The sequence below is a fragment of the Daejeonella sp. genome (assembly GCF_044342615.1).
Classification (GTDB): Bacteria; Bacteroidota; Bacteroidia; order Sphingobacteriales; family Sphingobacteriaceae; genus Daejeonella.
The window spans coordinates 1-13,614 of sequence record NZ_JBIIPN010000069.1 but is presented as its reverse complement, the minus strand read 5'-3'; the positions used below and the strand labels follow the sequence as shown (position 1 = coordinate 13,614).

Below are 13,614 nucleotides of genomic sequence, written 5' to 3'. Positions count from 1 at the left end.
ATAAGATCTCTACGTTTCATAATTTTCCGATTATTTTTTCATTTAAAATGATAAGAGGAGATTTAAATCTCCTCTTATCAAATAATTAACTAAGATACTTAATACAAATGTTTTTATTAAACATTTCGGAAAATATCATTTTAGTTAGTTTGACCAGTACCAGGGCCCACATCCCACCACATTCTGCCTTGTAAAAGATCAATTTGCTCTTCAGAATAATTTTGACGCTTAATTGCTTCATTATAATTTGCAGGATTAACGTTTCTCTCAGAAATTGGTAAAGAGAACCTTCTCCACATTTTTCCTGCGGTTACGTTACCTGGGTAAGAAACCTTTTGTCCAGCAGTATTGGTCCAATTTGCATAATTAAACACTGGATATTTTGTACGACGCCAGTTTGAATAAACCTCATAATCGTCGCCAAGCATTGAAACCCATTTTTGTGTTGAAATTGTTTCTAATTGCTGAGCAAAAGTTCCAGACTCAGGATAGGGGTTAGCAAGCAAATAAGCATCAACTTGAGCATTAGTAATCACACCAGAATGAGGAGCTACGCTTGGCCATAAAGCCCATTGTGCCATAGCAGCACGAACACCGTTTTCATATGCCGCCTTTGCTGTAGAACCTACACTCCAGCCTCTTGCTGCGGCTTCTGCAATAATTAAATAAGCCTCAGCAGGTCCCATAGTAATTATAGGAGAACCTCTATCTATGTATAGTAATGATGGCTCAGAATAAGTATCAAAATCTGTTGGTCTTGTATTGATACTTCCATTAACCATGCCACGCTGAGCAGAAGGTGTGTTATTAGGCGTATAAGTACTTCCTGTTGGAACCCATACTACCGATATAACAGGCAATCTTGGATCTGAAGTGTTTTTTAAATGATCAATAAATTTACCTGACCATTTACTTCCCTCTATGTTATCACCTCCTGGGCTTGTAAAGTCACCATTTATATAGGTATTAACCCTTGGGTTCATTTGACTGGTAACATTTGCATATTTAAGGTAAGCAATATCATTAAATGAGGTTATAACTCCACCAGTAACAGCTTTTTCAACCCAATCTTTAGCAGTTACAGGCTCCACATCTGATAAACGCATGCCCAAACGAAGCATCAAGGTATAACCAAATTTCTTCCATTTAGCTACATCACCTTTAAAATATGGATCTGCATTTCCAAAAATATTTGCCTTTGATGCATCCATTGATTTTAAAGCAGTTTCTAGCTCAGTAAGCATGGCCGTATAAATACTTTTTTGAGTATCATATTTTGGCTTAAGTTTATCCAGGCCTTTCATTGCCTCTGTGTATGGTAAATCACCCATCAAATCTGTTTGTTGGTGAAAAGCTAAAATCCTTAAGATTTCAACAGCAGCACGTTTATTTACATTTTCAGGTCCCTGAATCTCTTTGTTTAATTGAAGTAAACGATTCCATTGACCAGTATAAACATTGAAATTACCAGCCGTACCATTGAAATTGTAAAATTTATCTCCAGTGGCTGGAACTTCCTTGTAAGAGGAAAAATATTGTAATCCTTGGCCTAAAGCTCTGTAATTCTCTCCCGGACCGCTAGCTAATACAGCAGCGGTGAAAGAATATTCTGGAATTACATATTCAATTGCGTTAGGATTCTTGTTTAAATCAGTAAGCTTATCGGTATTACACGATTGCATAGTTGAAAATACAAGAACAGCTCCAGCCGCATATATCATTTTTATGAATGTCTTTTTCATGTTCTTAGATTTAAATATTAGAATCTTAAATTCAGGTTAAAGCCAATATTTCTGGTTCTAGGAAAAGCCACACCCTGACTTCCCTGGGCATTACCTACAGTTTCCTGCATTTCAGGATCAATACCTGCTTCTTTAGTTCTTTTATCTTGGTAAAGGATTGCCAAGTTAAAACCAGTAATACCGACAGAGGCAGACTGTACTTTCATGAACTTAAGTGCACTAGCAGGAATATTATACTTTAAAACAGTACGACGCAATTTGATGAAATCCGTCTTGTAAACCCACATTCCAGGATATGCACTACCAAAGTTATTGTAGTAGGTATCGAGATCTACAACGTTCCATAATTTCGAATATGGAGCTCCCGCAGCAGTAACACCAGTAACAGTTAAACCACTCTCTCTTCCAGGAAGGGTCTGAGGAGTATGACCAAATCTGGTAGCATATTGAATTAAGTTACTGTAACCAACTGCTCCAAATTTAGAATCAAGATCAATTGTTAAACTAAATCGCTTGTAGCGGAAATTATTACTTAATCCTAATAAATAAGGTGGATTTCCAACACCTAAATCACGTAACTCTTGAACTTCATAACCTGTAGCTGAATTATATACCTTGTTCCCGTTTGCATCCAATTTCATAACATTGGCTCTAACGGTTGAATAAGGTAATCCAACTGCATTTATCATTTGAGGGCCTCCAATACCATTACCTAAAGATAAAACATCGATTCCCTCTGCCAATTCAAGGATTTTACTCATGTTGTAGCTAAAATTATAACTTACATCCCATGAAAATTTATCATTTTTGATAGGTGCACCTGTTACACTAATCTCCCAACCTTTATTCGATACTAAACCAAGATTTCTTCTACCTGCTGCAAATCCTGTAGCACCTGAAATAGGTGGAGAAAGAATATCATTTCTAGTTCTTCTTGAATAGTAGTTAACGTCTAATCCAATTCTGCTATTTAAAAATTGAACTTCGAATCCCCCTTCAATTGTTTCAACAGTTACTGGGCGAATATTAGGGTTATTCAAAACATTCGGATTAGTTAATGTTGGTAATCCATAGGCATTTACTGTACTCACAGCATAGGTTTGATTAATACTTCCAGCATTTACCGTAGCACTACCAACTTCAGCCCATGAGGATCGTAATTTAGCATAATCAATAAACTTAGGCAGTTTTACCACCTCAGATAAGATAAAACTAGCTCCCACTGATGGATAGAATATTGAGTTAAATCCTGGATTAAGTACAGAGAACCAATCTTGACGACCCGTTAATGTTAAATAAAAGAGGTTATTATAATCAATGTTTGCTTCTCCAAAAACAGAATTTGTGCCAAAGGAAGCTTCTGAAGCATTTACAAGATCTCTGTTGACTAAATTGGTAATACTATAAAAATCAGGAACAACCCATTGGTTACCATTGGCTGTACTACCTTTTGCGAAATCTCTCTCACTTTGCACCCCACCTAGGATATTCACACCAACTTTGTCTTTCAGAAATCTTTCATTATAATTAACTATTCCCTGAAAGTTTGTTTTATCATCCTGCTGCGTACCTGATTGGAAATAGCCAAGTGGAGTAAAGTTATTGGTACTTGGTACATATAATTGATCTGTAGTGTAATTGAAGTCGCGAGCCACAGTACCTTTGATAAATAAATTAGGCAAAATGTTAGCCTGAACACTAGCACGGCCAATTAAACGCTGACGAGCATCCTCATTACCGATTTGATATGCAACATAATAAGGATTAAAAGCAACAGGCACTGGGTTCCAAGGTAATTCTCTTCCCGTTGCAACATTAATACCAGGCCTAGAAGGGTCAGAACCTGCCATGTACCTAACATCCACAGTATTAGCCGCAAGATAAACAGGCCATGCTGAGTTAAAATCTGCATATCCAACACCTGGTCTATTTTTACCTTCTATTAAATTGTATTGAACACTTGATTCAATGGTTAAAAAATCATTTTTACCCATTTTACCAGATATATTTAAATTAGCTGTTTTTCTTTTATAATTAGAATTTGGTTGCTGATCTTGTGCACGTAAATCACTTACAGATAATCTGGTTTTTAATTTCTCACTTCCAGCACTAAATGCGATTGTATTGGTTATGTTTTGGCTTACTTCATAAAAGTTTTTAATATTATCTTTTACTTTAAATGGCGAATATGGTCGCATAACACCGTCAAATTGCATGACCATTGATCCATCCATTTTAGCTCCATAAGATAAACGACCTGAGCTTAATGCAGCAGCAGCCGTAGCAGGTTTTACACCATCATTACCTTGTCCGTAAACATATTGATAATTCGGAAAAACTGAAGGACTACCAAAATTGGCATCTGAAGTAACTTCAACGCCAACACCTTTTTGAGCAGATCCTTTCTTTGTGGTGATTAATATTACACCATTTGCAGCTTGACTACCATAAAGAGCGGCAGCAGCACCACCTTTCAAAACTGAAATTGTAGCGATATCGTCTGGGTTAATACTGGAAATACCATCACCACGGTCGGCATTCAAGCCTTCGGTTTGTGTAACCGGACCTCTATTATTATTATTGATTGGCATACCATCAACAACATATAAAGGCTGCTGATTTCCATTTAAAGAGGTATTACCACGAATAATAACACGACTTGAACCACCAGCGCCAGAATTAGCTTGGGTAGCATCAACACCGGCAATTTTTCCAGTAAGTGAATTAGCAATGTTATTTTGACGTGATTCAGTAAACTCCTCACCGCGAACCTCTTGTACAGCGTATCCTAGTCCTCTTTTAGCTTTGGTTACACCAAATGCAGTAACAACAACTTCACTCAATGCCTGACGATCTTCAAGTAAGGTCACATTAATAATTGCTCTTCCATTAACCGCAACCTCTTGAGTTACATAGCCAATATAAGTAAATACAAGTACTGCATTCTCAGGAGCACTTAATGTGAAGTTACCGTTTACATCGGTAGAGGCACCCGTTTCCGAACCTTTTACACGAACACTCACTCCAATTAAAGCTTCTCCTGCAGCATCAATTACCTTTCCACGAATATCAACTCGACGTTGTTCAATAGTGAAATTTGATACAATACCAGATGAACCGGCAGAAGTAATTTTATTCAAATCGCGATTCGAATTCATTAAGGAAAAACCGGAACCTTGTTCTATAAATCGTTCATCTTTTCTCTTTAAAATAATTGTATTCTCTGTAATAGTATAAGTAAGAGGTTGACTTTTAAAAACCTGCTCCAATACTACTTCTAAAGAAGAGTTTTTCGCTTTAACGGTTACGGGATTCGTATTCTTCAGTAATCTGGTATTATAAAGAAAATCATAACCAGTTTGCTTTCGAATTTCTGTGAAAACTTTATCTAAATGAACATTTGTTTCATTCAGCGTAACATTTTGAGAGAAGCCATTTGCACTTACTTGCATCAGACTTACTAAAATGAAAATAGTGGTAAGTTTCATAATTTTTAACGTTTTTTTTGAGACTAGATTAGAAAGTCTCATTTCAGGATAATTCCTAAAATTGTTAATGCAGAAGGACCTGCACTCACTTAGTAAAACATTTTTCATACTTTTGCATTTTAAATTTTGTTATGGTTGATTAATTAAAATTTCGTGCTTACGGAATTTTTAAAGGATTAACCAGAAATTATTCCGTCTTGGAGGGCAATCCAAGGCGGTTTTTTTTCATTTTAATCCCTACTAATTTTTAACTACTGTCATTCTTTTTCATATTATTAGATTTAGGATTTATTGTATCGTTTTTACTTTAATTTTCTTTCCTTTTACTGTAAACTTAACACCTCCACTCTGTTCCAATATTTTTAACACCGCCGAAATATTAACATCATTTGATATAAATCCAGTAAATTCATCTGTAGGCATATTGCCCTCATAAATTAGCTCTACATCATACCAACGCTCTACTTCTCGCATAATTTCCTGAATAGGTGTATTTTTAAACTTGAAATAACCATTCTTCCAAGCTATTGCTTTTTCAGTATCTGCATTTTCAATCCTAATTCCAGCTTGCTTAGTATTAGTTAAAGATTGTTCTCCTGGCTTAAGCATTTTTGCCTTTCCTAATACATCTGATGTTGATTTAAGAATCACTCGCACACTTCCTTCCAATAAGGTAGTTTTAGTGAAATCTTCATCATCATAGGAGTTAATATTGAAATGGGTACCGAGAACTTCAACAATCTGTCCGTTGCTTATCACACGAAATGGCACGTTTTTATTTGAAGCAATCTCAAAATAGGCCTCACCACTTAAAACAACTCTTCTTTCTTTGCCAGTAAATGTTGTAGGATAACTTAATGTGGATGCCGAATTAAGCCATACTTTACTTCCATCTGGTAATCGGACTTGAAATTTACCACCTTTGGGAGTTTGAATAGTATTTGTTACTGATTGGCTCACTAAATCCCTGGTTTTCGATTCGGTATTTTTTTCATAAACAATTTCACCATTATCTGTTTTAGTGATTGCGATATTACCTTGACTTGCCAATAACCCATTCGCAGCATCGTCCAAACTTATCCTAGAACCATCTGCTAAAGTCAATACAGCCTTATTGTTTCCAGGTAGAATATCATTTTTAACATTTAGCTCAGCAAATTGTTCTTCTTGAGGTAAAGTTCTATTAGAATAAAAATATAAACCAATGGATAAGGCTACCAAAATCATCGCTGCAATTGAAAATGATTTCAGGTGAAAAAGACTAAATGATGACTCATTTTCTACTTCCACATTTATATTCTCAGAAATTTTATGGAAAATTTTATGTTTTAATTCCTTCATATCAGGAAGCTCTTCATTTTTATTTGAAGGTTTAAAACTTCCATAAAAATTCAGCAAACGCTGCTCCTCTTCCTTAGTAGCCTCCCCTGCAATGTATTTATCTAATAATTTGTAAAAATTTTCCTTGTTCAAAATAATGTAGTTTGTATATAAGAGTAAAAAACTACTGAGTACCCCTAGTCCCTAATAAAAAAATGTTATTGTTTTGTGGGAAGGATTTAATTAAAAGGATATTATTTTATGGTAAGGATTCGAGAAATCATCAATTACTATTGATAATCCGAATTAAAAATCGTATATTAAAAAAGGCCTAAAGAAGTCCTTAATTGACGTAAAGCTTTATTCAAGTGATTTTCCACAGTTTTAGTGGAAATATCTAATTGATTTGCAATTTCCTTATGGGACAACTGCTCTTCGCGGCTCAATTTATAAACCACTTTGCATTTTTCAGATAATTTATCTACAATTGAATTAATCTGAGATAATAATTCCTTGTATTCAATATTGCCATATTCTGAAGGCGATTCCAAACGTTCATGAACCTGGTCGAATATACTTTCTCTAACAGAACCTAAACGAACCTGTCTGTAAACTTCATATCGAGTAGAAGCAAAAAGATAAGCTTTTAGGGAAACTCTTATCTCAATTTGCTCGCGCTTATTCCATAAATTAATGAAAATATCTTGAATAACATCTTCACATGCCTGCTGATCTTGCAACATATTAAATGCAGACATGAAAAGTTGATTCCAATACTTATCATAAATGAGCTTCAAGGCAAAATCATCCCCAGACCGAAGTCGGTTCATTAATTCTACATCCTTAATTTTGCTTTGTTCACTCATTTTATAATAAACTTAGAAAAAGGAAAATGAAATTCAAAATATGTTTTAAAAAAAAATGATATTTATTTTACAAAAATCACCATAAAGATAACATCAAAATATGTTTGAATGCACTAGGGGTGATAGCGATTTTTTTACTCATCATGGTATACCTTATATTAAATAAGCTAATTCACTAATTAAAAAACAAAATGAAAAACAAGCATTTTTTAATCATCGCATTGATCTTGTTCTTTACAAATAATTTACAAGCTCAACAATCAGAAGCTGAAAAGCCATATAGTATTGTTATTAAAGGTGGCCATGTGATTGATCCCAAAAACAATATCAATACCCTAATGGATATTGCTATTAAAGACGGTAAAGTAGCTCTTTTGGCAAAAAATATTGATGGTTCCAAAGCTATACAGCTCGTAAATGCCAGTGGAATGTACATTACACCTGGTTTGATTGACGCTCATGTGCACTTCTTCTGGGGCCATGATGGAAGCTCTTATATGAATGCACCCGCGGGACTTCCAGCTGATGGATTTACCTTCCCTGCTGGCGTAACAACTGTAGTGGATGCTGGTAGTCCCGGTTGGAAAAATTTTGAACTATATAAAAAACAAACTATTGATGGTTCGCAAACTAGGGTTCTAGCTATGTTAAATATTGTGGGACAAGGAATGGCGGGTGGAAAATATGAGAATGATATCAATGAAATGGATCCTAAAAAGGCCGCTGAAATGGCAAAAAAATATCCTAATGACATTGTTGGATTCAAATTAGCACATTATAATGGTCGCACTTGGGAACCAACTGACCGACTAATGGAAGCTGGTAAGCTTGCAAATCTTCCTGTAATGGTCGATTTCGGTGGCGCCAACCCTTTTTTACCGCTCGATTCTCTATTTAATGTGAAATTCCGCCCTGGCGATATCTATACTCATGCCTTCGGAGGAAATGGCAGTACTAGTCCCAACGGACGTGAATCTATTGTTGATGTAACTACAAATAAGGTAAAACCTTATGTCATAAAAGCTCAAAACAGAGGTGTAATTTTCGATGTTGGCTTTGGAGGTGCTAGCTTTTTATTTAATCAAGGAATTCCTGCCATTAAAAGTGGTTTTTATCCCAATTCAATTAGTACCGACCTCCATACAGGAAGCATGAACAATGCGATGAAAAATATGCCTAACATTATGTCTTTATTTATGGCAATGGGTATGGATCTTCAAAGTGTAATCAAAGCGAGTACTTGGAATCCGGCACAAGAAATTAAAAGACCAGATTTAGGAAATTTATCGGTGGGATCTGAAGCAGATATTGCTATATTCACCCTTAGAAATGGAGACTTTGGTTTTTATGCTCGTGATGGAAAAATATCAGGTAAAAATAGACTTGAAACAGAAATGACAATTAAAGCTGGGAAAATAGTGTATAATTTGAACGCAATTGCTGAGCCTAATGTTATCCCTAACCTTCCACGACAAAAATAAGCTTCACAAAAATAAAATAATAAATTTTCAAAATAAATGACTTTTTTAAATCAAAATATGAAAAAAACAGGGCTTTTAGTTCTGTTTTTTTCATATTCCTTAATTTGTCTATCACAAGAAAAAAGCATAAATACAGTTAATCAGAGATCCATTGCTCCAATTAAGACCCCTGTTTCTCTCCGACCAGATGTTCTAGTTGAAAAGATTATGAATACTGGAAAGCTTGGTGTCCGGCTTTTAAGAAATGAGAAAACAGGCGAATTTTGGTACAGTACTTTTGATGGAAATGTTTATAAAATCCTGAATTTTGATACACCTAACGCAATTGAACAGAAAATTTTCACTGCTGAGGATCATGGTATCACGCGACTTCAAGGAGCTGCTTTTTTGAACAATACACTCTTCCTTTGTGGAAATATCAGTGCAAATAATGGCAAAGGCACCAAAGGCAGAATGGTTAAATACAATCTGTCTAAGAAAGAGCCTAAATTAACTGAAATCTTTAATACGGTTGAATATGGCACCAATGCGACAACCTTCGACCATGGTTGGAATGCCCTAGTAATCAGTAAGGATAAAAAGTACATCTATGTTAATTCTGGCGCGCGTACTGATCATGGAGAAGTTCAAGACAATAAAGGTGCATATCCAAATGCAAGGGATAACGCTCTAACAGCCAATGTCTTCCGAATACCAATTAATTCTGAAAATCTAATATTAAGCACCGATGAGGCAAAGCTAAAAGCTGATGGCTATTTATTCGCTGAGGGTATTAGAAACGCCTATGACATGGAGTTTGATGGCCGAGGCAATCTATTTGGAGTAATCAATTCTGGGGATTATGATCAACCAGAAGAGATGTTCTGGATCCGCCAAGGGCACCATTATGGCTTCCCTTGGCAAATGGCGGGCATCGAAAATCCGCAACAATATCCCGATTGGATTCCCGATCCTGCAAAAGATCCTTTTATAAGTCCCGGAGCCCATGCCTGGGTGGTAAAATATTTTAGAAATGACCCAGAATTCCCGAAAATCCCAAAAGGCCTAAAATTCTCTCCTGGAGTACAAAACATGGGTCCCGATGCCAATGAATACCGAGATATTGCCTCCGGAAAAATAGTTGATGGTGATGTAACAGGTAAAACAGTGAGTACATTTAATGCGCATGCTGTACCACTGGGACTAGTCTTTGATACTAAAAACGTGCTTTCAGATGAATTTAAAGGCGATGGATTCGTATTTAGGTATGGTGGTGGGTCTGATCGTCCGGGGACAAACCTTTTACGCAAGGGAGGAAAGGATTTATTACATTTAAAAATGACTTACAGCGCTGCTGCCGATAATTTTTACATGAAAACTACTAGTATTGTAAGTAATTTTAATGCTCCAGTGGATGCAATCATGCTTGAAAACAAAATTTATGTGATGGAACATGGTACAGCAAACTCGGATGGAGGAAGAATCTGGAAAATCACTTTGCCCAAAAATTAATTTTAAAATCATAAAAAAATGCAAGAAAATACACCCGATCAAAATTTCGAAAAAACAGGATTAACCCTCCCCCCTGCTCCAAGTCCCATTGGAGTTTATAAACCTTTTGTTGTGGATGGTAAATATTTATATTTATCTGGCCACGGACCAGTAAAAAATGACAAATCATTAATGAGGGGGCGCTTAGGACAAGACATGACCATTGAAGAGGGAAAGCTTGCAGCACAACAAGTTGCTTTAACCATGCTTTCAACTATCAAGACTAATTTTGGAAGCTTCAACAAAATAAAGCGTGTGATTAAAGTCCTAGGAATGGTTAATAGTACGGATGATTTTGAAAGGCATCCCAATGTAATAAATGGCTGCAGTGAGCTTTTTGCTAAAATTTGGGGACCAGATAATGGAATTGGTGTGCGAAGTGCCGTAGGTTTTAATTCCTTGCCTGATAATATCCCGGTAGAAATTGAAGCACTTTTTGAACTTCATAATAGTCCGCAGGACCCATTCAAATAATCAATTTTACAATATTTTAGAATAATCTTTCATAAATGGAATTTGTCTGGCCACAAAACTACGACCCCTTAAATAATGCGCTTTTATCAACTGTTTTGGCTTCACTTCCAATCCTGGTTCTACTAGGCTCTATTGCCATTTTTCATATTCGAATACATTTGGCAGCAGTATTCGGACTCCTTGTTGCAATTGCTGTGGCACTCTTTGTTTATAATATGCCCACAACTGCGGTTGCTGCAAGCACATTGTATGGTGGAGCTTACGGACTATTCCCCATTGGCTGGATCGTATTAAATTTAATTTTCCTTTACCAATTAACGGTTGATAAAGGATTATTTACCATCATCAGAATGCACTTATCCAATATTGCACCTGACCCGAGAGTGCAAGTAATATTGATTGCGTATGCTTTCGGTGCATTTTTTGAAGGAGCGGCTGGCTTCGGGACCCCAGTAGCAATTACTGCAGCCATTTTAATACAGCTCGGTTTTAGGCCTTTGGCGGCATGCGGACTAGCTTTGATTGCAAATACCGCTCCGGTGGCCTTTGGTGCCTTGGGGACGCCCATAATCGCACTATCGGCTGTTACAGGCATAGATATCCTTAAATTGTCGGCCATGGTTGGACGCCAATTGCCTATATTTTCATTTATAGTACCCTTCTGGGTAATTTGGGCTATGGCAGGCTTCCGTGGAATGATTAGCGTATGGCCAGCAGCTTTTGTAGCAGGTTTTTCATTTGCGCTTACTCAATTTCTTGTATCCAATTATCATGGCCCCTGGTTAGTAGATATTTTTGCATCCATTGCCTCTATTATCTCCATTATTGTACTTCTGAAATTTTGGCAACCCAAAAAAATCTGGCAACTCGAAAAAGATGAAAATAGCCTTATCATGCAGCCAGATCCGCAAAATGTGGTGACTAAAGATATTGTTCGAGCATGGACTCCCTGGGTAATTTTAACCCTATTTATTTTCGCTTGGGGCATCCCAACGGTAAAAAACCATTTAAATTCAATTTCGGCACCACAATATGAAGTTAGCTATCTTCATAATCTTGTAAAACGTTCGCCACCAATTGCCCCAATACCAACTTTAGAAAAACCTGCTAAAACTGAAGAGGCTATTTTTAAGCTAAATTGGATTTCAGCGACAGGAACTGGGATACTTTTGGCAGCTATCCTTGCCGGATTTGCTATTGGCTATTCCATTAAGGAAATGCTCAAAATCTACTTCCAAACATTATGGAGAGTACGATTTTCTTTAATCACCATCGCAGCAATGCTTGCACTAGGCTATGTGACTAAATATTCGGGGGCAGACGCAACCCTCGGATTAGCTTTGGCCAAAACGGGTGTTTTATATCCATTTTTCGGCACCATGCTTGGATGGCTTGGGGTGGCCTTAACGGGATCTGATACTGCTTCAAACGTGCTATTTGGAAGTCTGCAAACCATCACCGCTAAACAAACCGATGTGAGTCCCATTTTAATGGCCTCTGCCAATAGTTCGGGTGGTGTAATGGGTAAAATGGTGGATGCTCAAAGTATTGTGGTTGCCAGCACCGCAACCAACTGGTACGGGCATGAAGGTAAAATATTGAGATATGTATTCTTCCACAGTATCGCACTCGCAGCACTCGTTGGATTATTTGTCTTCCTTCAAGCTTATGTCATACCATTTTCAAATATGGTAGTGAAATAATAAATTCACAAAAACAATAAAACCTGATCAATTTGATCAGGTTTTATTGTTTAAATTGAGGAAGAAATTAAGCTTTTAATAATTCTTCTCTAATTCGCTTAGCAACAATTTTCTCTTCGCCAGGTACCATAATGAAGGTAACTAATGAAATATTGTTTTTACCCGCATTTAACTCAATTCCAGGCTCTCCTAAGCTTAATCTTTTTTGAATTTCTTGCCCTGTAGCTTTAATAACCGTCGGATCCCAAGAAATTTCAAGATTTGGAGTACAATTAGCTAATTCTGGAACAAAAACACGAGTTTTAATGCTTGGAAGATCCTTCACAGAATCTTCAATATGAGCAATTTGTTTCATCCAGAAGTTCCACTCCTCTTCACCAGTACGAATAAACTTCTCAATGGCAACGTATAAACCAAGAATTTCTTCTTTGTTCACTTTATGACCACGACCAATGGTGCTTCCTCTAGGTGAAGCACTTATACGAGCTGCTGCGATTAAATCCTTTTTGCCCATTAATACTCCAGAGCTCTGCGGACCGCGAATAGCTTTTCCACCAGATAAACAAACCAAATCAAAGCCCATATCATTGAACTTCCAGAAGTTTTCAATTGGTGGTACATCTGCTGCAATATCAATTAAGGTAGGAATTTTATATTTTTTTGCAACTTCAAGCCACTCTTCATGCTTAATTTGACCTTGATTAGTATTGCAATTCATGAATGCCATCATCGCTGTTTTTTCATTGATTGCTTTCTCTAGATCGGCACGAGTTTCGACCCAAACCATGGTTACACCACAGTTCTTCATCGCTTGATAATAACCAATATCATGACCTTTTTGAAGAATTACCTCAGTTTTCATGCCTGAACCCTCCAAATGAGGAATCATCGCTGCTTTTTTAGCATCTAAGCCAGAAAGTACACCAGCAGTACCAAGCATAATTGCAGAAAATGCACCAGAAGTTACCGTTGCAGCTTCTGCATGGCATAATTCAGCGATTTTTGCTCCA

General features: G+C 36.7%; 9 protein-coding genes. 4 read left to right on the top strand and 5 right to left on the bottom strand.

Going from position 1 to position 13,614, the window contains the following annotated elements; translation table 11 throughout:
* Positions 1-140: 140 nt before the first annotated feature.
* From ACIQ0D_RS07525 to ACIQ0D_RS07510, 4 genes are all read right to left on the bottom strand, one after another.
* Positions 141-1,742 (bottom strand): SusD/RagB family nutrient-binding outer membrane lipoprotein, encoded by a 1,602-nt coding sequence (locus ACIQ0D_RS07525; protein ID WP_395804283.1) that lies wholly within the window; start codon positions 1,740-1,742, stop codon positions 141-143.
* A 17-nt stretch (positions 1,743-1,759) separates the two neighbouring features.
* Positions 1,760-5,230: a SusC/RagA family TonB-linked outer membrane protein gene (locus ACIQ0D_RS07520; protein ID WP_395804281.1), complete on the bottom strand. Its 3,471-nt coding sequence runs from the start codon at positions 5,228-5,230 to the stop codon at positions 1,760-1,762.
* Between the two features lie 288 nt (positions 5,231-5,518).
* A complete protein-coding gene (locus ACIQ0D_RS07515; RefSeq protein ID WP_395804279.1) occupies positions 5,519-6,703 on the bottom strand; it encodes a FecR family protein in 1,185 nt (394 codons plus the stop codon).
* A 167-nt stretch (positions 6,704-6,870) separates the two neighbouring features.
* Positions 6,871-7,416: an RNA polymerase sigma-70 factor gene (locus tag ACIQ0D_RS07510; protein ID WP_395804277.1), complete on the bottom strand. Its 546-nt coding sequence runs from the start codon at positions 7,414-7,416 to the stop codon at positions 6,871-6,873.
* Between the two features lie 191 nt (positions 7,417-7,607).
* On the opposite strand from ACIQ0D_RS07510, the gene ACIQ0D_RS07505 reads away from it, so the two are divergent.
* The 4 genes from ACIQ0D_RS07505 to ACIQ0D_RS07490 are packed head-to-tail and all read left to right on the top strand — an operon-like array spanning position 7,608 to position 12,604.
* On the top strand, positions 7,608-8,897 hold the full coding sequence (locus tag ACIQ0D_RS07505; RefSeq protein WP_395804275.1) for an amidohydrolase/deacetylase family metallohydrolase: 1,290 nt from the start codon (positions 7,608-7,610) through the stop codon (positions 8,895-8,897).
* 57 nt (positions 8,898-8,954) lie between these two features.
* Positions 8,955-10,388 carry a hypothetical protein gene (locus ACIQ0D_RS07500; RefSeq protein WP_395804273.1) on the top strand — a complete coding sequence of 478 codons (1,434 nt, stop codon included), beginning with the start codon at positions 8,955-8,957 and terminating at the stop codon, positions 10,386-10,388.
* An 18-nt stretch (positions 10,389-10,406) separates the two neighbouring features.
* On the top strand, positions 10,407-10,901 hold the full coding sequence (locus tag ACIQ0D_RS07495) for a RidA family protein (RefSeq protein WP_291402495.1): 495 nt from the start codon (positions 10,407-10,409) through the stop codon (positions 10,899-10,901).
* A 35-nt stretch (positions 10,902-10,936) separates the two neighbouring features.
* A complete protein-coding gene (locus ACIQ0D_RS07490) occupies positions 10,937-12,604 on the top strand; it encodes an L-lactate permease (RefSeq protein ID WP_395804271.1) in 1,668 nt (555 codons plus the stop codon).
* Positions 12,605-12,671: 67 nt separating this feature from the next.
* Here the strand turns inward: ACIQ0D_RS07490 and ACIQ0D_RS07485 are convergent.
* Positions 12,672-13,614: aminotransferase class V-fold PLP-dependent enzyme (locus tag ACIQ0D_RS07485; protein ID WP_395804269.1), on the bottom strand; the 943-nt coding region annotated here is incomplete at its 5' end.